Annotated in this window: 22 protein-coding genes; 16 read left to right on the top strand and 6 right to left on the bottom strand. The window is 43.7% G+C overall.

Features of this window, described 5'->3' with window-relative positions; translation table 11 throughout:
* The first annotated feature begins 100 nt into the window (after nucleotides 1–100).
* Nucleotides 101–1042 carry a helix-turn-helix domain-containing protein gene (locus MKY16_RS24890; RefSeq protein WP_340957502.1) on the top strand — a complete coding sequence of 314 codons (942 nt, stop codon included), beginning with the start codon at nucleotides 101–103 and terminating at the stop codon, nucleotides 1040–1042.
* A 28-nt stretch (nucleotides 1043–1070) separates the two neighbouring features.
* On the top strand, nucleotides 1071–1559 hold the full coding sequence (locus MKY16_RS24885) for a DinB family protein (protein WP_340957499.1): 489 nt from the start codon (nucleotides 1071–1073) through the stop codon (nucleotides 1557–1559).
* Between the two features lie 81 nt (nucleotides 1560–1640).
* On the opposite strand, the gene MKY16_RS24880 is transcribed toward MKY16_RS24885, so the two are convergent.
* Nucleotides 1641–1985, bottom strand: coding sequence for a helix-turn-helix domain-containing protein (locus tag MKY16_RS24880; protein WP_025681828.1), 345 nt, complete (start codon nucleotides 1983–1985; stop codon nucleotides 1641–1643).
* Between the two features lie 62 nt (nucleotides 1986–2047).
* A complete protein-coding gene (locus MKY16_RS24875) occupies nucleotides 2048–2392 on the bottom strand; it encodes a helix-turn-helix domain-containing protein (RefSeq protein WP_069012356.1) in 345 nt (114 codons plus the stop codon).
* 165 nt (nucleotides 2393–2557) lie between these two features.
* On the opposite strand from MKY16_RS24875, the gene MKY16_RS24870 reads away from it, so the two are divergent.
* The 3 genes from MKY16_RS24870 (at nucleotide 2558) to MKY16_RS24860 (ending at nucleotide 5014) form a co-directional block, all read left to right on the top strand.
* On the top strand, nucleotides 2558–3418 hold the full coding sequence (locus MKY16_RS24870) for a DNA-binding protein (protein WP_340957497.1): 861 nt from the start codon (nucleotides 2558–2560) through the stop codon (nucleotides 3416–3418).
* A gap of 151 nt (nucleotides 3419–3569) precedes the next feature.
* Nucleotides 3570–4049, top strand: a complete 480-nt coding sequence (gene rlmH, locus MKY16_RS24865; RefSeq protein ID WP_340957496.1) for a 23S rRNA (pseudouridine(1915)-N(3))-methyltransferase RlmH — start codon at nucleotides 3570–3572, stop codon at nucleotides 4047–4049.
* Nucleotides 4050–4150: 101 nt separating this feature from the next.
* Nucleotides 4151–5014: a hypothetical protein gene (locus MKY16_RS24860; protein ID WP_340957494.1), complete on the top strand. Its 864-nt coding sequence runs from the start codon at nucleotides 4151–4153 to the stop codon at nucleotides 5012–5014.
* Nucleotides 5015–5130: 116 nt separating this feature from the next.
* Here MKY16_RS24860 and MKY16_RS24855 read toward each other — a convergent pair whose 3' ends face one another.
* Entirely contained in the window at nucleotides 5131–6171 is a 1041-nt protein-coding gene (locus tag MKY16_RS24855) for a hypothetical protein (protein ID WP_340957492.1), read from the bottom strand.
* Nucleotides 6172–6689: 518 nt separating this feature from the next.
* Here MKY16_RS24855 and MKY16_RS24850 point away from each other — a divergent pair.
* From MKY16_RS24850 to MKY16_RS24825, 6 genes are all read left to right on the top strand, one after another.
* A complete protein-coding gene (locus tag MKY16_RS24850; protein WP_340957491.1) occupies nucleotides 6690–8510 on the top strand; it encodes a M3 family oligoendopeptidase in 1821 nt (606 codons plus the stop codon).
* 156 nt (nucleotides 8511–8666) lie between these two features.
* A complete protein-coding gene (locus MKY16_RS24845) occupies nucleotides 8667–11783 on the top strand; it encodes a DEAD/DEAH box helicase (protein WP_340957489.1) in 3117 nt (1038 codons plus the stop codon).
* A gap of 220 nt (nucleotides 11784–12003) precedes the next feature.
* On the top strand, nucleotides 12004–13968 hold the full coding sequence (locus MKY16_RS24840) for a translation factor GTPase family protein (protein WP_340957487.1): 1965 nt from the start codon (nucleotides 12004–12006) through the stop codon (nucleotides 13966–13968).
* Between the two features lie 105 nt (nucleotides 13969–14073).
* On the top strand, nucleotides 14074–14634 hold the full coding sequence (locus MKY16_RS24835) for a DUF4303 domain-containing protein (protein WP_340957485.1): 561 nt from the start codon (nucleotides 14074–14076) through the stop codon (nucleotides 14632–14634).
* Between the two features lie 33 nt (nucleotides 14635–14667).
* A complete protein-coding gene (locus MKY16_RS24830; protein ID WP_340957484.1) occupies nucleotides 14668–15309 on the top strand; it encodes a hypothetical protein in 642 nt (213 codons plus the stop codon).
* A gap of 142 nt (nucleotides 15310–15451) precedes the next feature.
* Nucleotides 15452–15979, top strand: a complete 528-nt coding sequence (locus MKY16_RS24825; RefSeq protein WP_069012336.1) for a hypothetical protein — start codon at nucleotides 15452–15454, stop codon at nucleotides 15977–15979.
* A gap of 67 nt (nucleotides 15980–16046) precedes the next feature.
* On the opposite strand, the gene MKY16_RS24820 is transcribed toward MKY16_RS24825, so the two are convergent.
* Entirely contained in the window at nucleotides 16047–16427 is a 381-nt protein-coding gene (locus MKY16_RS24820) for a hypothetical protein (protein WP_340957482.1), read from the bottom strand.
* A 158-nt stretch (nucleotides 16428–16585) separates the two neighbouring features.
* Between MKY16_RS24820 and MKY16_RS24815 the strand changes: the two genes are divergently transcribed.
* The 3 genes from MKY16_RS24815 (at nucleotide 16586) to MKY16_RS24805 (ending at nucleotide 19461) form a co-directional block, all read left to right on the top strand.
* A complete protein-coding gene (locus tag MKY16_RS24815) occupies nucleotides 16586–17920 on the top strand; it encodes an SMI1/KNR4 family protein (protein WP_340957480.1) in 1335 nt (444 codons plus the stop codon).
* A 189-nt stretch (nucleotides 17921–18109) separates the two neighbouring features.
* Entirely contained in the window at nucleotides 18110–18643 is a 534-nt protein-coding gene (locus MKY16_RS24810; RefSeq protein ID WP_029518903.1) for a YceI family protein, read from the top strand.
* Between the two features lie 215 nt (nucleotides 18644–18858).
* Entirely contained in the window at nucleotides 18859–19461 is a 603-nt protein-coding gene (locus MKY16_RS24805) for a class I SAM-dependent methyltransferase (protein WP_340957479.1), read from the top strand.
* A gap of 135 nt (nucleotides 19462–19596) precedes the next feature.
* On the opposite strand, the gene MKY16_RS24800 is transcribed toward MKY16_RS24805, so the two are convergent.
* Entirely contained in the window at nucleotides 19597–21018 is a 1422-nt protein-coding gene (locus MKY16_RS24800) for an MDR family MFS transporter (RefSeq protein ID WP_340957476.1), read from the bottom strand.
* Nucleotides 21019–21334: 316 nt separating this feature from the next.
* On the bottom strand, nucleotides 21335–21574 hold the full coding sequence (locus MKY16_RS24795; protein WP_029518900.1) for a hypothetical protein: 240 nt from the start codon (nucleotides 21572–21574) through the stop codon (nucleotides 21335–21337).
* Between the two features lie 344 nt (nucleotides 21575–21918).
* On the opposite strand from MKY16_RS24795, the gene MKY16_RS24790 reads away from it, so the two are divergent.
* Both MKY16_RS24790 and MKY16_RS24785 read left to right on the top strand, forming a co-directional pair.
* Complete coding sequence (locus MKY16_RS24790; RefSeq protein WP_340957636.1) at nucleotides 21919–22506, top strand: sensor domain-containing protein; 588 nt, start codon at nucleotides 21919–21921, stop codon at nucleotides 22504–22506.
* A gap of 100 nt (nucleotides 22507–22606) precedes the next feature.
* Complete coding sequence (locus MKY16_RS24785; RefSeq protein WP_340933756.1) at nucleotides 22607–24406, top strand: hybrid sensor histidine kinase/response regulator transcription factor; 1800 nt, start codon at nucleotides 22607–22609, stop codon at nucleotides 24404–24406.
* Nucleotides 24407–24464: the final 58 nt, after the last annotated feature.

Here is a 24464-nt window from a genome sequence, read left to right as displayed (position 1 = left end):
GTAGAAACGTCCTTTTTGTATACCAGGATTTATTGCAAAAACACTCATACATAGAGCTATATTTATCCCTACCACGTACTGAGACAGGAGTGAACGATGGATGGACCCTTTACTGCATTCGTTATTTCGTCCGCTTCAAGTCAATGGAAGTGATCCCTCCACATATTATATCGAACAAAAGCCGTCTGCTGCGCTGAGAGCTTATGTAGCTTGCTATTGGGAGTCTGGTCCGACTGCTAGAGAAGTTTCTGAAGGGGATATGGCATTATCGGGTAGAGACGCAGCTTCATTAGGCTGGCTGGAGGAAGAAGAGGAAGTGGATCGGGTATTACCTGATGGTTGTACGGATATTCTATTAGAATACGATCCGGTGAATAAGCGTCAGGAACCCTCGTACTGTGGGACATTTACGCAACCATTTGTATCTGCCAGACAAGCAGGGTCCGAGACACGTATTTTTGCGGTGCGATTTTTTCCGGGCGGGGCACATTATTTTCACGGGATGCCGACTCACTTGTTTACAGGCGGTAATTATCGCTTGGAAGATCTCTGGCCCGAAAGCATCACCATCATAGGTGAGCGCATTATGGAAGCACAGAATTTCAATGAACGGGTGCGCATAATGGATGAGTATCTTAACCAGCTTCTGCTGCGCCAACGCACGAACGGTTGTGACCTGATGAAAAACTTGCTGCATCGCATCTTTGTGAGCGCTGGGAGTGTGGGGGTTAAGGAGCTTGCGGAGTGTGAGGCGATCAGTGAAAGACAGATCAATCGTAAGTTCGGACAATGGATCGGAATCAGCCCCAAAAAGTTCAGTGAAGTCGTCCGCTTCCAGAGCGTTCTACACAGTATCCAAAGCGGCGGGAGTCTGGATTGGACAGAGCTGGCATTGAAGCACAGCTTTTTCGATCAGGCGCATTTAATCCGCGATTTTCGCAGATTTTATGGCGATTCCCCGCTTACTGCGGCCAAGGATTTTCGGAAGTTGTCCGATTTTTACAATACACGCCCAGAGGCATCGGCTATACTCAAAATATGAATAAGAATGGCAAAGGAGAGATGTGAATATGAGTGGAACGCTGCAAGTTCGCGATCATTTGCTGAATGAGCTGGAGACCGGAGTACGGACGGGGGAAGCCTTAATCCGTAAAATACGTTCAGAGGATTGGAGCTTTCGCCCGCAGGACAATTTCCGCTCGCTGCTGGAGTTAGTACATCACTTTGTGCTCATTCCAGCTTCGGATCTTGCGATCATGCAGGAGAAGTCTGAGGGTGAAGTGGGAAGTATTGAAAATAGCCTGTCTGGAGTGGAAGATCCTGAGCGCTTGGCTACGACTTTCAGGCAGAATTTTGAGGCCTATAAAGCTTACATTCTTTCGCTTAGCGAAGAAGATTATCTGAACCGTTCGACGAAAGCTTTCTATATGGAGCATGGACATTTGCAGGTTCAATGGCAGATTGAGACCGTAACCCATGTGTTCCATCACCGTTCGCAGATTTATAATTATTTGAAGCAATTGGGACATGAAGTGAGCTTTTTTATGTTGTATGCTTGAGTATCTTTTATAAAACGTTTGGAGGGCACCTGTGAGGTGCTCTTTTTTTGTTTTATTCAAGGCTTTTTAGCGTGGAATGGCTTAGTCGAACGCGCGTGAAACTTCTTTACTAACTCGTCTGAGAATGCCGATTTGCTCCTCATTCAATCTGCTGGTCAACGCAACAAACTCATCTATCGCCTCTTGCCGAATCGTTTCGTCTTTAGTCATATGTTCTTTGGAAAACATTAATTCACTGATAGACACGTTTAAGGCAGTTAACACTTTCTCCAAGGTATCAATCGAAAAGTTTCTTTCGCCACGCTCTACCGATCCGATATATGCATCGTCTAATCCTGAAAGTTCCGCAAGTTGTTGCTGTGTTAATCCCTTAGCTTTCCGAATCGTTCTAATTCTTTCCCCAACCGAATTCCGTAATTTTGTCATATTAACCACCTCATAACAAGCTTATGGAAGATGAAGTGTAGAAGTCAGGTAGAAAAAATTGTTCAATTCTTTTTTTGTTGTAACTCGACTAAACCAACAATATTTTTAGTTATAGTAGTAAGAATTTCGAGCTCTGTTGTTTCTCTTGAATTTATGAGTAACATAAGTTCATTTATGATTTGTTTTCGATCTGTATTTTCATCGAATTGAAAAAGTTCAAAGGGTGGAACCTTTAATGCTAGAATTATTTTTTCCAACGTCTCCAATGAAATATTTCGATCTCCACGTTCTACTCCACCAATATAACTGTAATGAAGTCCTGCTGCTTCTGCCAGTTGTTCCTGTGTCCATCCTTTAGCTTTTCTTAGTTCTCGTATTCGGTTTCCGACACTTTCTGGTAAACTCATGTAATCACCTCCACTTAAGGTTAGAAGAGGAGAGAATATCGTTACAGACCATCTTATACAAAATAAATACATATAAAACTGTACTCTTAAGTACTTTTTATATTGACCTCCTTTTTCACTTTCTATACAATTGGTTCTAAATGGAAACATAAGGAGGAGCTACTCTTGAGAACTTCTATCCTGAAATCACTCAAACCGGACATCATTGTTGAAATGTTAGAGATGGCTGTGGCTTTTGAAAATTGGAAGAAGGTGATGGAAACGGTAGATATTTTGTACCAATGTGTACAGCGTATCTATGAAGAACGACAGTATCATAAAGCAATGGAATTACCCATTCCGCATGTCCATTTAGAACGTCCATTGGTATATTATTTTGGGCTTAGTCACCTGATGTGTGGAATGGCTCACCAGAACCAGGGTACATATGAGCAGGCAAGGGAGTGCATCTATAAGTATGCTGAGCTGGGGTGGATGGAGGATCTAAAGGAAGAAGATAATCAGGTTGTCGAGGAGTTCAGGTTTTTAGCCAAAACTAATTTATATGCAGTAGAAATTTTGTCTGGAAATATAGAGCTTGTCGAGGAATACGTAGCCTTTTTACAGGATAATCTAGAGGAAATATTACCGGGGCTGAATACCGTATTACAGGCAGCGCTTATGTATCATTTGGATGTAGAGGATATTTTACATACGTTTGCAGAGCAGATTGATGAATTCGGGAGTTATGAAGACGCAGAGAACATATCTTACTATTATAGCTACTGCTATCACTTGGCTTTGTACTATCGGGAGTACGATAGATTACAGGATGCAGTGGGACTTACTTTGCAGGCGATGCAACTAGCCGATCAGTCGGGCAATGATGGTCAATTTAAGAAATGTACAGCATTGTTTGAATCACTGCGTGAGTCAGCGACTACGGAACAAATCAGCCAATACCGACAGATGCTAATGCAGAGTCTTGATGAATACGAAACGGATAGGCATTTCATTGTGAAGAGCGTAATGGATAATCCGCTATGACCTGAACAGGGAATAGGCTCGTAGCGGAGAGGAAATAGATAGGTAAGAGACGTTTCAGGTGCTAAAATAACTATGTTAAAGGTATTTATTCATGTTAGGGATCGTAAATGCAATTTTACATTATTATTCGACATAGATAGGGGTATGGAATTTGTTTATTCAACTTATAGGTGTGGGCAAGTTAAAAGAGAAATATTTAGTTATGGGCATTCAGGAATATGCCAAACGGCTAGGACCATACATCAAGTTTCAAATGATCGAGGTAGCGGATGAAAAGGCTCCAGACACACTGAGCGAGGCGGAAGTCCGACAGGTCAAAGAGCGAGAGGGCGAGCGTATTTTAGCCCATGTGAAAAGTGAAGCACACGTGATTGTGCTCGCCATTGACGGCAAACTGTGGAGCTCGGAAGAACTCGCAGAGGAACTGGACAAGCTTGGCACCTACGGTACAAGCCATGTCGTCTTCGTCATTGGCGGCAGTCATGGTCTCTCTGACGAGGTCCTCCGCCGTGCCCAGCAGAAGCTGAGCTTCGGAAGGATGACCTTGCCGCATCAGCTAATGCGGCTGGTGCTGTTGGAGCAGATTTATCGGGCGGTGAAGATTAATCGGGGTGAACCTTACCACAAGTAGGGCAAGTTGTTTAGTTAATAAAATATATAACAAATTTGCAAGAGGTGTTTTATACTATTATGTTGAATTAATATTTATATTACATTTTGGGGGTTAGCTCATTGTCATTTAATGCTACTGTATATCATGTTTTGGTTGCCTCGCCTTCTGATGTTTCAGAAGAGAGAAAACTCATTTCGGAAGTAATTCATACTTGGAATGAAAACAATGCTGCACATTATCAAGCCGTGTTACTTCCAGTTAAATGGGAAACGCATTCAATTCCGGAGCTTGGAAATAGACCCCAAGCAATCATTAATAAACAGTTGGTAGATCATTGCGACATCCTAGTAGGGGCATTTTGGACAAGACTTGGAACACATACTGGAGTATCAGAGTCAGGTTCTGCAGAAGAAATTGAAGAGTTTAGGGCTAAGGGAAGACCTGTAATGCTATATTTTTCTTCTGTACCAGTTATTCCAGATAGCTTGAATATTGATCAGTATGGAAAACTACAGACATATAAAAAGAAACTGCTACAAGAAGGTTTATTGGAAAGTTATTCATCACTCGAGGAATTTAGAGGAAAGCTAGAGCGTCAAATTACTGCATTAATAAGACACATTCATAAGGTTACAGATAGCAAGGAAGGACAGGAGAAATTAGCTATTGATACATCAAGGGATAAATTAAATAACTTTATTCGGCAAGTGGAACTTGAATGGGAAAGTGAAAGGGATATTTTCTCACATTCGACTAGTAATGGGAAGTACATATTGCAGTCATTGGCGGGGGGGTTAATCGATACATTAGCTGAACTCGAAGGGCAATTAGAAACAAATGCTGTGTTAAAAGTTAAAGAAATCATTAGAACATGTAAAATCCTTCAAAACCACCAAACCTTATTGGATGGTGGAAAATCATTCAAACAATTTTGGGATATTGGTGATTCTGTATTTGTAGAACTAAAGAATATTTTAAAATAAAACAAGATTTTTAATAGGCAAGGTGGGTAAATAGACCATTAAAGTAACTGTAAGAATTTAAGGGGTATCCATTAAATCAGGATAACCCCTTTATCATGTTTAAGTCATAGTCATGCTTAATTTACCAACTGGGATAGATTAAGAAGAAAAGTTAGCCCTGAATGACCTGCATTTGAACGGGGAATAACATTATGGTAATCCATGCCTGTTTCCAATGAAATCCCAGCTTTTATAAGTTCTAACTGTGTCGAACCAGGATTACCAATCGATAGATGAATTTTATCCTTAGGGTTTGGTGAAATTAAGTTTTTGAAGCGAGTCTCCCTATCCTTTACCATTTTGTGATTTATTTCAATTATTATCGGTCTTATGTGAACGTCTACAAAATCGTTCGATTCGATAATTACATCATCAATTGAAGTGCCAGGGGTTAGAGAATGTTTAAATTTTTGGGAGAATCTTAACATCTCTGCCCAAAATAAGGGTAAGTATTCCCTAAGGTTATATCTTGCTTGAAGTATTATTTCAGGCTCTACTGATTTGATGGGCGGTAAAACTAAATCAATAGATTTCATAGCTAGTAGTGAAGTAAGAAATTTACTAGGGTATTTGTCCGCCTGCATTTGCTGACGGATGTGATGTTTTCCAAAGATGGGTATCGCACCAGATTCTAATATATTTGTCGTTCTTTCTTGGTTTTCAAGAGTGACAGTCATAGAGTTTACGCTAACATTATATGTGTTTTTTTCCCCTGGGGCACCCTTTTTCACTAATTCAGCTTTTAAAACCTCATCATCAGGAAAGAAGTCTGATTTAATAATCTCACCAAATAACTTATAGTGGTGAATTGAAAATTTCATGACGGCTTGAAGATATTGATTAGCGGTATTTCGTTGTGTTGTTGATAAATGAGCAAATGGGTCGGTCGTATCATCGTGCATTGGCTCTATTACTATTTTATCATTGAAGTCGCGGGAATCAATAAATTTATATTTTTTTGAAAATTCAATAACATATTCAAGATGATTAGGAAGATAAACTTGATCGAAGAGTAAACACATAACTGTGAGAAGTCTCGGATTGTTAATGTAAAAACCCGACATATAAATTCCAGTAAATTTGGCGAACTGAGGCTTTACGTTGTTAATTTGATCCAAATGAATCACCTTTTTTATCCCTAATTATATCACAAATGAAAGAGTATTTAGCATTGAACTATCTTAAAAACTCACCGTTACAGACAGCGCGGTGAACCGTATCACAAGTAGGGCGAAATTTACTCTACTTTATTTAGACTTTATCAATGATACATATGGAGGGATGACCTTGAGATACAGCGAGTACATTCGCCTGAAAACAGGTAGATACCAATCTGTAGGGTATGAATAGGATAAAATGAGACGAGTCCTGCGGATGCGGCGCTTTTTGGTGTGAGTGAAGAAGAAGATTGGTCAGCGACTTATCACATATTAGGGAATAAGTGGGCGTGTTATACTTGACATTAACTTTGCTTAACATAGTACCGGAAGAGGTGGAAACATGTAAGTCTTAGCCGCAGAATACAATATTCGAATTATCCCAATAAAATATAACGCAGCCTGCTATACGTTCGATATGGCCGGTTGCCGGGATACGTATAGCATCGCTTGTGTTTACGATAAGGAGATTAACGGCGATGAACTTAACATGGGACTTGAAGAGCCTGTATTCCTCATTCCAGTCGGAGAAATATCAAAAGGATTATAAACATGCAGCAGAGCTTGCAGATGAACTTGGTGCGATGGCAAAGCTTCATTTACACACTCAAGAGAAGGCTAAGATTCTAACGGAAGATTTTCTTAGGCAATATAATGCATTCAGGAGCGTGTATCTGTGCTTATTCAGCTATGCAGAACTGGTATTCAGCATTGACAACGGGAATACAGAAGCAGCAAATCAGATGGATGTATTGGAAGAAATGGCCGCGGGTTCCGAAGAAGCTCTAGCAAGTTTCAGCAAATGGCTGGCAAGCATGAGTGGGGAAGAGCTTGATACTATTATTGGCTCGGGTGAGTATGTGGGTCGGCATGCTTTTTATTTGCGTCAGCTGCAGCAGCAGTCAAGGTATTTGCTCAGTGAAGAAGCCGAGGCAGTCATTGCCCGGATGCAGCTTACCGGCGCCAAAGCGTGGGAGAGGCTGTACATGAAGATACAGTCTACCTTGCGTGTAGAGGTGGAGATGAAAGGGGCAGCGCATCAGCTGTCTTTGACGGAGCTGCGCAATCTGGTGTACGACCATGATTCTCAGGTTAGGCAGGCGGCATATGAAGCGGAAGCCAAGGCTTGCCGCAGTGTTGCCGAACAGAGTGCAGCTTGTCTTAATGCGGTGTGTGGAGAGGCGATAGGAATCTATGAGCTAAGAGGGTACAAATCGCCGCTGCATAAAGTACTGGAGACCTCACGTATGGATCAGGAGACGCTGGAAGCAATGCTGCAAGCGATTAAGGAGAGCCTGCCTGCCTTTCATCAGTATTATCTTCACAAAGCAAAGCTTCTGGGCCACGCAGGACCGCTCCCTTTCCATGATATCTTTGCTCCGGTTGGCGAGGATTCTTCCGTCAAAATTAGCTACCCGGAGGCACAAGAGCTTATTGTTGCCGGGTTTAACTCGTTCAGTACAGAACTGGGTGCGTTCGCCCGCAAGGTGTTCATCTCCAGATGGATCGATGCGGAGTCACGGGCAGGAAAAGGGAACTTTGGCATGTGCATTGATATCGCACCAATCCAAGAGAGCCGGATTATAACCAGCTTCACCGGGAGCTATATGGATGTTGGTATACTGGCGCATGAGATTGGTCATGCCTACCATAGCAGCTGTCTTGCCGGAAAGACTATGGTCAATATAGATTATCCGATTCCGATTGCCGAGACGGCGTCGATCTTTTGTGAGGGTCTGATTAATCAAGAGTTACTGCTGAGTGCATCGGAAGGAGAAGTCTTGCCGATCCTGGAGCGGAGCCTCTCGGATGCCGGTTATTATATCATTGATTTCTATGCCCGTTATCTGTTTGAAAGCCAGCTTTATGAGCATAGGAAATCAGGCTCGCTAACGGTGGAAGAACTGAACAGCCTGATGCAGGATGCCATGTCTGCGGCCTATGGAAGCAGTATTGACCCCGATTCTATTCATTCTTACCAGTGGGTTAGCAAGGCTGGTTATTATATGACAGGCAATGAGTTTCTGAATTTCCCGTATTCGTTCGGGCTGTTGTTCTCTAAAGGGCTATTCGCGCAGTATAAGAAACGTGAAGGCGGATTCGCCGAGCAATTTCAAGCCTTCCTGGCCGCCAGCAGCACCACCATGGTTGCAGATGCCGGGCAGTTAATGGGTATCGATGTGCGTTCACCAGAGTTCTGGAGAGATGCGCTGGCCTTGATTGGGGAAGATATTCAGCATTTAGTAAACCTGCACATGCACAATGTCATTAAGATTAACTCAAAGACAGAGCTGGAATAAGAGTGGAATACAATACACTGTTAAAAGCAGTGAAATCTTATATAATTGAATGGTACATTGATAAGCTCTCTAAGTTGGGGAGCTTTTCTTTTTGTCTTTAGATGACAGGGTGAGAGCTTTATAATAGTAATTACAGATGATAATGGGGGGAGACTCATGAATAAACGGCAAGATATCTTAAATGCTTGGATTACGATCGAGCAGTTATCCGAAGGTTCTATTAATAAAAAAGACAAATCGCTAAAGCTCATACATACAATGGAAGAGGATTGGAATCAGTTTTTTTCAGACTTTTTAATGAAGCAAAAAAAACAACAAGATGTATCAGATAAGTTCTTTAAGAAATCGGGCTTAGCATTATATTTCGATATTTTCGATTTTCAAGAAGTTGTTGAACTATTGAGGGAGAAATACAAGATTGCTAAAACCTACGAGGAAGTTAGTAAATCTGACAAATTCACCTTCTCTATCTATTTTGATAACGAATTGAATTTTCTAGCAGACAAATTGTTTTATACAATGAGTGGTTATATCCGCCAACATGGTGAATTACCGAAAGATTTTTTGAAAGTTGAAAACATATTTAGAGAAGATTTGAACAGCAAATTTGAAGAAGGTTTTCATACCACCATCTCTGAGCTTTTTCATAAATATCAAATTTCCGCAGAAAATTTCCGCTATGCATTTGTGAAAAACCTGGATAACGGAGATGTAAATCTACATTCGTTCTTTATTGAAGATCTGAACAAAGCAAAGACAATCACTAATAAAAATTTGGATCGATATTTTAATGGCTTTCCGGGACATAGGCACAATCTGGATGGCAATAAAGAGTCCGTTCATTTTAACCCCCGAATTTTCGAGACAACTATTTTACAACCTAAGTTCTATCCGCTCGGGCGGTTCCCAAGTAATCCCGGTTTCGCGCTTTCCTTTATGCAGCAGGTTGCGGTGAATCTAGCTTTAAATGATAAAAATGATATTCGTAGTGTCAATGGCCCGCCAGGAACAGGGAAAACAACACTGTTAAAAGATATTTTTGCTGATTTAGTCGTACAACAGACAGCGGAAATTGTGCAGCTTTCTGATAAAAGGATTAAAGGGAGTCTGGTTTATTGGAAAGATTTTAAGCTTGGTGTTTTACCACATTCCATTTCAGATAAAAACATTGTTGTTGCAAGTTCAAACAATGGGGCGGTCCAAAATATTGTTAGGGAGTTACCAAAGAAAGAAACGATTGCGGGCGACTTTCAAAAGCTACTAGATGAAGCAGATTATTTTAAAGAGGTTTCCAATTCTAAATTAACCGGTGAAGGTTTTGGACAGAATCGCGAGATTAAAAGTGAGTTTTTACATGAGGAAAATTGGGGTGTGTTCTCGTTAGAGGGCGGCGCGTCAACAAACATGAACAAGTTACTTTTAACTATTGAAGCAATCGAAAAAGATTTAGAGGATCATGATCAAGCGAATACAGGTGAAAGTGTATATCAAGAATTCTCCCGTCTGTATGCTGAATTAAAAATCGAAAGAGATAAAATGCAAGACTATAGCGAGAATATGTATGCTCTTCGAAAATTAAAAACCAAGCATAAAGAGCAAATGTTTGCATTTGAACAAGAAGAAAAAAAGAAACGAACAGATTTAATCTCACAGGAAGAAGAAGCGAGACGTGAACTAGAAAGACTGGGACAAGAAATTGAAAATCTCCAAGAGGATTGGTCAAATGCTTCTGTTGAAATAGAAAACCTAATTGATCTACAAGCTCAAGCTAAAAGGAATTATGACGTAGTTACTTCTCAAAAGCCAAGTTTTTTGTGGCTTCAGAAAATATTTAATAAGGCAAAAGTTGAGCAGTACTTCAAAGATCTGAATAATGTGAACGATCATTTAAATGATCTATCTAAACAAAAAACGAAATGGTTAAATGACCGTAGGCGACTCGAAAATAGGTTAAGGGAAAATGTTGCGAAAAGTGAGTATGTCCAAAAACAAACTCAGGACACAAGAGCTAACTTCGATCGATGGATGGTCAAACAACAAAATGGTTTTAAAAAAGTGGAACAAGAAATTGTATTGTTAGAAAAACTCAAGTATCAAAGTGGCATTAAGGAACCAGATTTTTCACAATCGTATGATGAGCTGCAAAAGTCTAATCCATGGTTTACAGTGAAATTCCGTAAATTACAATCAGAGCTATTTATTCTAGCCTTAAAAGTTAGAAAGCAATTCCTGTATGAAAACAAAAGCAATTTAAAAGCCGCGATAAATATTTGGAATAAGCAGTCTGAATACTTGAGAAAAGAGAATGGACAGCAGCTAATTTCAGAATCATGGAGTTGGTTGAATTTCGCGATCCCCGTTGTCAGCACTACTTTTGCTAGTTTTGGTCGAATGTTTAAAAATCTTAATGAAGATTCAATAGGTAATCTGTTTATAGACGAGGCGGGCCAAGCACTGCCACAAGCTAGTGTTGGTGCCATTTTTAGAAGTAAAAAGGTTATGGTCGTTGGGGATCCATCACAAATAAAACCCGTAATGACGCTAGGTTCAAATGTTTTAACCTTAATTGGAAGACACTATGAAGTCGATGAGAAATTTGTTTCTGCTGATGCTTCTACTCAAACCATTGTGGATGCCACAAGTCAGTATGGTTTCCAAAAAAATGAGGATGAATGGATTGGCATACCCCTTTGGGTACACAGACGCTCGAACTATCCGATGTTTACGATTTCAAATGAAATTTCGTATGAGGGGTTGATGGTACAAGGTAAATCAGCAGATGAGGCACGAGGGAAATCACAATGGTATGATTCAACCGGTAAAGCAAATGACAAATTTGTTAAGGAACAAGCTGACTTATTGAAAAGAATGATTGATAAACGTTTGCAGGAAGATCCGGATTTAGCGGATGAAATCTATGTGATCACCCCATTTAGAAATGTGGCTTATAAGCTTGCCCAGGTTTTAGATGAAATTAAATTCACAAAACGAGAAAACGGGAAGACAACGAATATTGGTACAGTTCATACTTTTCAAGGGAAAGAAGCCAAAGTCGTCTACTTTGTTCTTGGAGCGGACTCTGATAGCAGTGGGGCAGCAAGATGGGCTGTCTCTGATCCCAATATGATGAATGTTGCAGCGACGCGAGCTAAAGAAGAATTTTATGTGATTGGCGATAAGAAATTGTATGCCTCACTCGGTAGTGAAGTGGCAAGTAAAACGATGTCAATTATTGACGACTATAACAATAATGAGGTCGGGAATGATGGTTAGGCGAAGTTCTCCAAGTTGGAGTAGATTCGAAGGGGAGATTTAATAGTATATTAATTATATTTTAATCTGGAGAAATCACTCAATATAAATGTAACTCGTTAAATTTATCCTCTGTTTATAAAAAAGACCCTCACTCAAAACCAACTCCTACCCACTCTCCCGATTTCTATGCTTTAATAAAATGAGCAGTATTAACAAGAAGCGTTGAAAGTGGGATTCTATGAAGCGACTAACGATTGGCCTGTTCGCCCATGTGGATGCAGGTAAGACAACTTTTGCGGAACAGCTGCTGTACCATACGAACAGTATCCGGTCGCGGGGGCGGGTGGATCATCAGGATGCGTTTCTGGACAGCCACGACATCGAGCGGGCAAGGGGCATTACGGTGTTCGCAGATCAGGCGGTAATAGAATATAAGGGAGATAGCTATTACATAATAGACACGCCCGGACACGTCGATTTCTCCCCGGAGATGGAGCGGGCGATTCAGGTCATTGATTATGCCATCCTGATTGTAAGCGCAGTTGAAGGTGTCCAGGGCCATACGGAAACGGTCTGGCAGCTGCTGCGTAAGCATCGGATTCCGACGTTCTTCTTTATCAACAAGACGGATCGGATCGGTGCGGATGCAGGCAGAACCGAGGCGGATATCCGTCAGCAGTTGACGGGGGAAGTATGCTGCATTACACAGAGCTTCGCTGACGGCATAGTTGGCGAGCCGCTGCGGGAGTGCATGGCGGAGCGGGACGAAGCCTTGCTGGAAGCGTTCCTAGAGGGGAGAGAGGATTCCGGCTTCTGGCTGGAGGCCCTGCAGAGGATGATAGCGGCGGGTCTTCTCTTCCCCTGTGCTTACGGCTCTGCGCTTCAGGATACAGGCGTCATTGAATTTCTGAATCAGCTGCATCTGCTGACGACAACCACTTATGACGAGAATGCTTCGTTCCAGGGGCGGGTTTATAAAATTCGGCACGATGCAGGCGGAGCGAGACTCACGTTCATTAAGGCGTTGGGTGGTCGGCTGAAGGTGAGAGAACAGCTTAGTTACGAGAGCGGCGGGGTTCAATATGACGAAAAAGTTACGCGGCTCTTCTTGTTTAACGGCCTTAAATCGCAGCCGGTGGAACAAGTGGAAGCTGGCGATTTGTTTGCGGTTGCCGGCTTGTCCGCCGCCGAGGCCGGACAAGGCCTGGGGTCGATATCAGACAAGTTAGCTTACGATTCGGAGCCGACGTTACAATCGAGGGTAGTATTCGACAATTCGATACATGTACAAAAAGTGCTCGGTGCTTTTCGCACGCTGGAGGCGGAGGAGCCGTCTCTGAACGTCGTTTGGGATGAGAAATTGCAGGAGATTTCTATCCGCGTCATGGGATTGATTCAGCTGGAAGTGCTGGAGCAGCTTGTTAGAGAGCGCTTTGGCTTTGCTATCTCTTTTGGACAACCGGAAATCTTGTATAAGGAAACGATTCAATCGGCTGTGAAAGGGTACGGCCACTTCGAACCGCTCAGGCATTATGCAGAAGTGCATTTGCTGATTGAACCGGGAGCAAGGGGCAACGGCATCATGTTCGATAGCAGATGTCATGCCGATGATCTGAATGTCAGCTATCAGAATTTGATTCGGAATCACCTCTATGAACGGGAGCATCACGGACTGCTGACCGGCATGCCGGTCACCGACGTGAACATTACGCTGCTGAGGGGCCGCGCGCACAAAGAACATACCCATGGCGGCGATTTTCGTGAGGCTGCCTTTCGAGCACTACGGCAGGGTCTGGAGAAGGCGGACAACGTGCTGCTGGAGCCCTTTTACGATTTTAAAATCAAGGTCGCTATCGATGAAATGGGCAGGGTGCTGTCCGATATTCAGCGTGCTTCAGGTACTTTTAATCCGCCGCAGACAACCGGAACGCAAGCGGTGGTCACGGGCAGGGTGCCTGTATCGACTTTCATGAACTACAGTGCCGAATTCGCATCCTTTACGCATGGACGAGGCAGTATCCGCTGCGTGTTCAGCGGCTACGACCGCTGCCATAATACGGAGGAAGTCATAGAGCGGATGGGCTACCGCAAAGAGGCAGACCCACTGTATACATCCTCCTCTATCTTTTGCGCCAAAGGGGCGGGTTACTCGGTGCCATGGGATGAGGCGGAAGCCAAGATGCACCTTGAATTAGAACCCTAATCGCACATATTTCCAGGATTCAGGTGAATAGTAGGAAGATTTAGGACGAACAATCCTTGTAATGGAAACAAGATGTATATTTTATAGGGCTAAGGGGCGAATGTCATGAAACCGACGCAAGGAATAGAGGCGCTGGCGGCAGAAACTGCCGATGTGGCTAGGACATCCTTTCGCACTCTTTTTGAAAACGGCGAACGTTACTATTACTGCGCGCTATTTACTACTGGAGAGGGACATGCGCCAAGCATTTCCGCCTGGTCATGGGAGGCCTTGGAGAGGGAAGCGGCCAGGCAAGGAGACGAAAGCGACACGCCGGGATCAACGATTGCGGAACTCATCAAATGGTCCTATGCCGATTCACCCTATTGTTGTTTCAGGGATGAGGAGTTCGATGATGTTAAACAATTGTTTATGGAGCGTCCTTCCATTGCGGAGCTTGAAGCTGACGAATGGAATTGTGAATTTGATTCGAGGCTGAAGGCCATGGAGCTGGCGATGAAAATGCTCGATGATGAAGGCGTGTTTGCCTTGAATCAACCGCGAGAGGCTGTATGCGTCCTTGTCGAGGTCATGCCGCCGGATGAGATCAATACCGAAATCGCCCTGCGTTTGAACCGGGCGGAGTCTCCGGCTATGCAAGCATGGCTGGCGGAGGCAGCGGAGTAAGAGTATTCGCGTTTCTTGAGGGAGAGTTGTAAAATGCCTAATGAAAATCAAATGAATATTTTAGTTGAGAGAGCAAATTGTATTCTTTATTATGCCGAATCTGACCTATCGAAAGAGCATAGTGCAGGCTGGATCGGCGGGAATGCACCTAAATTCTTTGATGATCAATCAGACCTCATCCACAAAGGTAACCCAAAATATGTTTTTTACTTGAGCCTCGTCCATCCCTTTAAACCTGAGAGCATGATTTCGATCTTCATCCCTGAAGACTATGAGGAGTATTTGGAAAATAACATTTATCCTAATTGCCCGATCAAGGTGATTGAGCATCCCATTTCGACTGAAAGCGTCAAAGATATGTTTACTAACCCGGGTCTTATAAAGCATGTAATTTCAAACGGGGAACTAAGCCATGACGAAAAGTCGATGGATCAGCCTTTTTTGATCAAAGTAGGCGGAAACCCGAGACTTATTCAAAATGAAGACTATTATTTTGCGAAGCTGAAGGAGGAGTCATTCTCTTTTTTATTTCAGGTAGATGAAGATGGCTACCCCGAAACGTTGCTTCAGGAGGATTACAATTATCCTTTTGGTTTTGGATCACTATATGTTTTCGCCAAAGTGGGGACGAATGAGATACAACATCCAGTAGCAGGTTTTTGGCAATTCTCTTGATTTAGCGTGGGGACCGTTGGGCGGACTTGAACGGCGGTGAGCCCGCCAAGCGATTTTTGGCGTGCGTATGTCCTATTCGCACAAGCAGGCAGCCCGCCCCTGGCGTAAACTGAATTATAATCAGTGAGCGAGGTGAACTTCTATGGCACAATCGAAGGAGATGCGTGCACGGGCTAAGAAATTTCAAGGCCGTCCGGTCTGTGTCACCCTGCACAGCGGAGAGACCTACGTCGGCTACATCACCGACGTTAATCGCGGCGGGTTGATACTTGCCAGTGCTGGGGCTCCTCCACGCGCTTCTTCCGGGAGGCAAAATTCCCAATCTCTCAAACGCAGAGCCAGTTCGCATGCCCCGGGCGTCCGTCTCGGCAACCGGAAAAGCGGCGCACGTAAACCGTCTGGCCGTTCGCGCTCCCGCAAGCCGGACGCCAAGGTGTCGGCATTCCTGCCGATGATGGGCTCGCTGTTAGGCGGCCTTGGCGGCTCCACTGCAGGCGCAGGAGGACTTGGCGGTATGCTCGGCGGCGGCTTGCGGCTGTTCGGCATGATCCAGAAATTTCTCCCGGTCGTGAAGATGGGCTACGGCATGATCAAGTCCATTCGCCCGTTTCTCGGCGCCGTTAAAGGCTTGATGCCCCCGGCCAGTCCGGCCACGCCGGATAACGAATAATCGTATATCTGTGAACTTTAAGCTCCCTTTGAGTGGTCAAAGGGGGCTAGTCCACAAACCATTATCACTACCACTGTCTAATCCAAATCGGTTTTAACTCGGAATAGCCCATTTCCTTTAGTAAATCCCAGGCATGATCCAGAACGTGAGGCTTCCCCTGGCCCCAAAGTTCTTGTCGTTTTGCCATCAAGTAAGAGATGATTTCAGCAATATGTTTGGGTTTACCTAGATGGATGACAGTTTCTATTTCATTATTTTGGGCTGAAATGTCATAAAAGGACCAAAAAGTATGGGGTTCTTCTTCAGGGGGATTCGCCTGAAAGATGAGCGTGATTTTGATGTTTTTATTCTCTTTCGGAGATAGGTTTAGGATGAAGCGAGACCCGCCTGAGTACCAATAAACGAAGGCATAACCGTCGACCGTAATATTTCTTAATTGGCTTTTCATTACTTTCTCCCTCACGATATGTTGTTTAAAATGAACTGCGTTTGATGAGTCTCTAGATACATAACACTTTTAAGAGGTACGACCCATAGAAAAAATAATAAAATTGCTGGATAAGCAAACAAAGGAAACCTGGCTATGGTCAACAGGAGGGTTCAAATATGTGGTTTGGCAAGAAAGAAACGCAACTGGATCGAATAAAAAACAAACTGAGCCAAGCTATGCGCAAAGACGCGGGTTTCTCAGTGTTTGGATCATCCTCACATCAATATAGGGTTAAAGAGAAGCTTACAGCAAAAGAGCTGGCGGACTGGCAAGCCCACAATCAGGTCACACTTCCTGAGCCTTATGCGCTGTTTTTAACGAACATCGGCAATGGAGGCGCCGGACCCTATTATGGAATATATTCAATTGAAAAGGCAACTTCCTACACCGAGCGCCAAGCGCTCCTTGCAAAATCCGTTCTGTACCCCGGGATGACCAAAGAGGAATGGAACCGTCTAATTGAGCCCCTGACCAAGGACGAGGACATTCCCGATGAGGAATACGACGACACCTGTAATAAGGTGTTGGGCGGCATGTTGTGCATAGGCACCCAAGGCTGCGAATACGACATGTATCTCGTACTTGAGGGGAAATATAGGGGGAGAATTGTGTACACCTCCGATTTTCATCCTGATCATCCTTTTTTCTTTGTCTATGAGGACAGCTTTCTGGACTGGTATGAGCGCTGGCTGGATGAAATTATTCTGGATTATGATATCGGGTGGTTTGGCAGTCGAATGCCGGGTGATGAGAATGCGCTGATCCAGATTTATCAGAGCGCTCCAAACGAAGAAATCCAAGCCAAAGCGCTTGATGGAATGTTCAAGTTTAAGAAAGTCTCTCAGCTAACCCTTGCTTTTTTGAAAAAAATTGCGGAGCAAAGCCCCAAAAATCGGACCACAGCCATTTGGCTCATCTGCAAAGCTTCTTTTGACACGGGTAGAAAGTATACTCTGGAGCTGTTGCAATCGGATGAACATGAGGATTTTCTGCAAGCTTTACAGATTCTGCACGCTTCCAGTAAAACTGAGGATTTAACGGAGTTTATTCCAGTGATCTTGCAAAGGCTTGACCGGATTCACGACCCGGAAACGTTGCGTTATGCAGGGTATATCTTGGAAGAGTACGGTGCGATTACGCTCCAGAACTTTGCGCCTTTCTTGTGTCACGCCGACCCGAAAATGCAAACCACTGCCATCTATGCCGCGCGCAGTTGCGAAAACAAGCTGGGAAGCTGGCAGATCATTGAACAGATGTTGATGGGGGGCGACCCGCAGGTTCTGAATAACTTGATTTTATACTGGGGCATTATTCCACATGAGAAGCTGCTGTCTTATTATAAGGAGGTATGGCCGAAATACAAAAGCAATCCGAATTTCAGAGAAAAATTTATCGGTTGTTTGCGAGAACTGCATTTGCCCGATGATTATTTCGACAAAGACGAATCGTGAAGAAGGTGTACATGCATTATCCATAAAATGTAAACGAAATCGGATTTACGAGGAAGCCGAAAAAATGCTAAAACGCTACTGACATCCCGTTGTCAGTAGCGTTTTTGTATATTAGGGGTATGCGAATATCGCAGTGCTTTGAGAGGGGCGACCTTTCTCAAAATCTTATTATAGAGGTGGAATTTATTTATGAAAGATATCAATTGGGAAGTGGATCCGGACCACAGCTCCGTCGAGTTTTCGGTGACGCATTTAATGATTAGTAGAATTAAAGGAGTATTCGAGCATTTCCAAGCGATCTTGAGTTTTGACCCCAACAATTTAAAAACCATGGGTATTCAGGCTTCCATAGATGCAAATAGTATTACAACTCGCCAATCGCAACGAGATGAACACCTGAAGAGTGACGACTTCCTTCATGCAGCCAAGTATCCAACCATTACGTTTCAAAGCACCAGCTGCGTCCTTGCTGGCGAAAGGCAATATGAACTTACGGGCAATCTAACTCTGCATGGAGTAACCAAACCCATCACTTTTCATACCTTTTTTGAAGGACTAAACAAAGACCCTCGTGGCCGGGAACGTGTAGGATTTCATTCAACAGCCAGTATTGACCGCAATGAATTTGGCTTGACATTCAACTCGCCTCTGGAAAAAGGCGGGGTTATCGTCGGAAATGAAGTGAGAATCGAGCTTTATATCGAGGCAATTAGAATAGAATAGCAGTCCTAAAGGCCATCCTTTTAGCGGGGTGGTCTTTAAACTTGCCGTTACAGGTAGGGCGGTGAACCGTATCACAAATAAGGGCGGAAATTTTGAAGCAAAACAGTTTTGTTTTCCATAAGCATGAATTAGAATGTGGACTAAATGCAAATGCTTCGATAGAATATCATTCTATATTGTTGTGTTTTTTATTAAGGCGGATTGGGGAGGTAATCATGGGAAATACGGATAAGTTTGAAATGATAGCTAATGTATATGACACTTCTGAAAGAATTCAAATTGCAAAGGCATCATCTGATGCCATTCGTGAGTATGTAGTTGACGCTAATAGTAAGAATGCTATTGATTTTGGGTGTGGAACAGGTCTTGTCGGAATGAGCTTGTTAAATGATTTTAATTCTATGCTTTTTCTGGATACTTCACAAAACATGATTAATCAAATAAAGCAAAAAATTACTGATCTTCACATTCAGAATGCAGATACATTATGTTTTGACTTTGAAAAGGAAGGTCTAACGGATTTACATGCGGACTATATTTTTATGGCTCAGGTTCTGCTCCATATTCATGATGTTGAATTTGTTTTATCCAGATTATTTGATGTTCTAAATGAAGGAGGACATTTACTAATCGTAGATTTTAATAAAAATGAAAAAGTAGTTTCAGATATAGTTCATAACGGGTTTAATCAAGAAGAGCTGGCTGACATTATGACTAAAATAGGGTATAGAGAGATTCAATCCAAAACTTTTTATAATGCAAGTAAAATATTCATGGGACAAGATGCATCTATGTTTATCCTTGATTCTCGAAAATAAACTTTAGGCAGAAATCAGCTCTCCTTATAGTTAGCGGTTCTAAGGTACAACGAAATAAAAGGCCGCCCCTTATGAGACAGCCCATGCTTCTTGTACGGTTTTAAACTTATGATTCAATCTGTGCCTAGTAATGAATTAATTATGTTCAGGTGGCTTTTTTATAAACCAACCCAGCGCCAGAATAAGTATTGCCAGAATAAATTCAATCCAAAAAACCGTTTGTAGACCGGAAACCATGCTTTGTGTCTTCTCATGCATCGCAGTGGGATTGAGCGAATGGTGAAGATAATGATTGGCTCCAGACGACATGATGCCGACGAACAATGCGATGCCAATTCCCCCTGCAATCTGTTGGAGCGTATTATATATGGCTGTACCATGAGGAACTAGGTGACGTGGAAGTTGATTCAATCCTGTCGTCTGAGCCGGCATGACGACGAATGACATGCCTAAGAATAAGAGGATATGATTGAACAGAACGGAACCTTGTGTTGTATCACTGTCGATGCCGGTAAACAGCCACAACGATATGGCGATCAGGAATAGTCCGGGCACAATGACGAGTCTCGGCCCGAATTTATCGAGTAATTTCCCCGATACCGGCATCAGCATTCCGTTCAAAATGCTACCTGGCATTAGAAGTAAGCCTGTCGCGAATGCTGTCAACTTCATCACATCCTGCATATAGAACGGCAGCAATGTTGTTGTGGCGAATAGAACCATCATCAGAATTACAATCAATACCGCAACCAGAGAAAAAGTGGAATGCCGGAATACGGAAAGATTGATCAACGGCTCTTTGATCTTAAGCTGGCGCCATACAAGCAAGAGCAAGAAAAGGCTACCTATTGCAATCGATCCGTAACCTTCTGGCTCAAGAGAGACACTTGTTTGGCTGAAGCCATAGGTGACGCAGCCGAAACCGACGGTTGACATCACAATGGATACAAGATCGACCCTTGGCTTGGTCAGTTCTGTCACATTCTTTAAGTACACGAATGCATAAATCATCGAAAACAGTGCGACAGGAATCACCATGTAGAACAGCCATCGCCATTGAAAGGTATCGATAATTAAGCCAGACAAAGCCGGCCCGATGACAGGGGCGACCATGATGACCAGCCCCATGAGACCCATGGCGGCACCCCGACGTTCTGGAGGATAGAGAGCGAGAATCGTATTCATCATCAACGGGATGAATAATCCTGTCCCGCAAGCCTGAACAACCCTGCCCATCAGCAAGATTCCGAATCCCGGGGATACTGCACACAAGCAGGTACCGGCCAAAAATAACGCCATCGCAGACATAAACATCTGGCGAGTCGTGAACCATTGCTGTAGTAATGCGGTCACCGGCACCAGTACGCCGATCACGAGCATATACCCCGTCGATAACCATTGTATGGTCGAAGCAGCAACGTTAAATTCTCTCATCAACGCAGGAAACGCATGGGTAAGTAAATTTTCGTTAAGAAACGCGACAAATGTACCGATGAGTAGAGCGGTTAATATTGCCCCTCTCTTCATTCCTCTTGCATCTTGAGCCTGATTGTCCATCTTCTACCTCCCGATTGTTCATTACGTTCCGTCCATTGTTTGTATATCGCTTAACCCGCAACGCCTGAAGATCATTTTACGTGGAGTGGGATGAATTGGAAAAAGCGAAATTGCCCATCATACTCGGAAATTCATTCATATTTCGAAAGCATAAGGGGGGCTCCACCACGGTGTCGCTCATTCGCGCATTATTTCTTGACAAGATGAGGTTAGGGGATTATGATAACGTGCCGGTCAACTCTATAAGGCAAATAAAATCAAAAAGGCTGACTTTTCGTAGTGCCTTGGCACTGGAATCGTCAGCCTATCGTGCAGATTATCCTACACCATCACTTTCTAACAAAGAATAAAAATTATCACGGTCTTGGTCATCAAATTTGCCAAGTGTCCTTACCCTAACAAATTCATGTCCGCCATACATGTCTATTTCCTCACCGTACCTATTGTAGAGCGCGATCATATTGCCATCCTGATTCAACTCCAAGTACCCGTAATATTTTGCTTCAGGAACTTCACCGTAAAAGAGCGTAAATTTGATTTTGATCACTCTGTGCATGCAGATCCTCCCTTCCTGTCTTTCGTATTGGCTTTGAATATATATAGTATTCTCCATAAAATGTCAAGAGATAAGGTTTCTACGTATCTCTAAATGTTATTCAATTTATAATGACAAGCTCAATATATGGATAGTGTAAATTTCAAGCTTCTAAGTTTTTGGTGGGCAGTTTTTGTTTAGCCGTGCGATCCAAAATTGCCGTACACACAGTAACTACTGTTGTTTTTCCCCATTAGGTTCGCAGACCGCTTTCGCTTTGTGTCATATGACATTATGGCACTGGCGGATTTGACATCAAGAGCCGTAGGATACGATGACTACTTGTAAAGGATGTGAGCTCTTTGATGACAAGAACCGTCGTCAGCTTTATTCAAAATGGCTATTTCCTACTGCTTACTTTCGCTACCGGATTGTTTTACTTTTGCTTTTATCTGGTCGCTCTTACATTAGGCTTGAGTCTTTCGTTTACCGTCGCGGGCGTTCCTCTGATTACTCGCATTTTGCGAACTACAAACACCTTCCTGCAATTTGAACGCACACAGACCAAGATCTATACGGATATTACCACAGAGTTTTACGTTAAACCAATAAACACCGATGCCTCTATCTGGCTTCAAGCAAGGAAGGAGCTGCTAAATCGGCGCAACTGGATCGCTATCGGCTGGCTGATGCTGAAGCTTCCGGTGGGGATTTTAAGCCTCATTAGTGCAGCCTTGCTTTATATAACTCCACTCGCAATGATTGCGACCCCGCTCCTCTTTCCGCTATTTAATTATTATTTTATGGGTGTACCTATAGATACTGTGATAAAATCCGTACTGGTTTCGGCCTCAGGAGTCATATTCACTATGGTGAGCTACAGGCTTGCGAACAGCTTCACGCGCATGCTAGGAGGCTACACCCGTCGTATGATCAAGAGTGTGAACCGGTAGCCGGAATGTCCCGGTCTGGATTTAAAAGTATTGTTGGATGATGATCTGCTCTATAATAGTTACGTAATGTCATACTGATAGTTCTTAGGGGTTGATGGTTTTGTTCGATATGGTAAAGCAGTGGTTCTGGTACGACTGGTTCATGCTTATGATCCGCCTGATTTGCAGTACTTCTCTCCTGCTCACTATCATAGAGCGGCAAGCTCATTTCACGCTGCCGCTTTGGGTTCTTGTGTTTTGGCAGCTTATTGCTTTTTCCGTTCCCTGGCTGTGCTTGCAGCTCAATTATAGATACTACCTGCTTACCGAGATTGTGATCCCGGGCGGGCTCTGCCTGTATTTAGTTTTGTTCTTTCCAGAAGCCTACCTCACATTCCTGGTATATGCATTTTTGATTGCCTCTAATAGCAAACAAAGAACATATCTTTGGTCAGGTCCTTTATCCATACTGCTCCTACCCGCTATAGTTAAGCTGCTTGCAGAGCAGATTGATTTTTGGATTATGACCATTCAATTCGGGACGGCTTATGCATTCGGATTTTCCTTCCATTTATTGATGGTCAATCATCGTCAAAGTGAAATTATACGCGAGCAAAATGCGGTGCTGGAGCAGTACTTGTCCCAAATCGAGCGCATCACGCTGGCCGAAGAGCGGAATCGGCTCTCCAAAGAGCTCCATGATACCGTCGGTCATGCGTACACTTCCCTCATTATGGGGTTGGAAACCTTGCGCCCTGAGCTAGAGACGGATACAGGAACGAAACGGCTCGATTCCCTATTGAACCTGGCCCGGGAAAATATGGATGAAGTGAGAGGCTATGTGCATCAAATCGAATCGCCGCATGAAGAACTCCCACTGCTTCAGTCTTTGCGGAAGCTGGCAGAGGAGTTTCAGGAGCATGCTAAGGTGTCGGTTCGTTTCCAGGCCTTCGGGGAGGAATACCCTGTAACGAAGCAAGCGAAGATAGCGCTGTATCGCTGCTTGCAAGAATCATTGACGAATGCCGTGCGTCATGGACACTCGACGGAGATTACGGTTTCGGTGCAATTCGAGCCTCAGCAGACGAGGCTGGAAATTCAAGATAACGGCCGTGGGATGGAACATGGACGGGATGGTTTCGGCTTGAACGCCATGAAAGAGCGAGCGATGAATTTGCAAGGTCATGTTGGCGTCTATACCCAACCGGGCGAAGGCACCCTCGTTACCTGCACCCTGCCACGACAAACGGAGCTTAAGGATGATGTCATCCGTCTGTTGGTCGTCGATGACCAGCCTTTTATCCGTGAAAGTCTACGGACTCTTCTCGAGGAGCAGCAAGATTTGCAAGTCGTCGGGGTGGCAGAAGATGGCGAGCAAGCCATCGAACTGTGCAGGCAGGTTCAGCCTCAGCTGGTGCTCATGGATTTGGACATGCCGAACCTGGACGGAATCTCCGCATCCCGTACCATAAAACAAACGTGGCCCCACATCCGCATCTTGATTCTCACCACGTTCGAAGATACTGGACAGGCTTTGGAAGCGCTGCGAAGCGGAGCGGACGGATACCTATTGAAGTCGATGAAGCCGGTAGAGCTCGCCGAAACAATACGTACGGTCTATCGCGGAGGCACGCTGATCGATCAGGAGATGTCGCACAAATTGTTTGCTCAGCTGGAAGCCGCCAAGAGCGGAGACGTTCCGTCGACAACCAAAGTGGCTGCGACCTATGATTTAACTTCACGGGAGCTTGAAATTTTACAGTTCGTGTCGAAAGGACTGCGATATAAAACCATTGCTTCCAAATTGTATTTATCCGATGGTACGGTTAGAAACTATGCGTCATCGGTCTATCTGAAGCTGGGGGTTCGCAACCGGGAGGAAGCAGTGCAAAAGGCCCGGGAGGCAGGGCTTATGGAATAACTTTCGGTACGCCTCCTTAGGTGCCTGCTAGTACCGTGCCCTTATCGGTTGGCTTTTG

Origin of the sequence: Paenibacillus sp. FSL L8-0641 (genome assembly GCF_038006265.1) — a bacterium.
GTDB classification, from domain to species: Bacteria; Bacillota; Bacilli; order Paenibacillales; family Paenibacillaceae; genus Paenibacillus; species Paenibacillus polymyxa_D.
The sequence above is the reverse complement of the archived record's forward strand: the minus strand, read 5'-3'. Positions and strand labels throughout refer to the sequence as shown.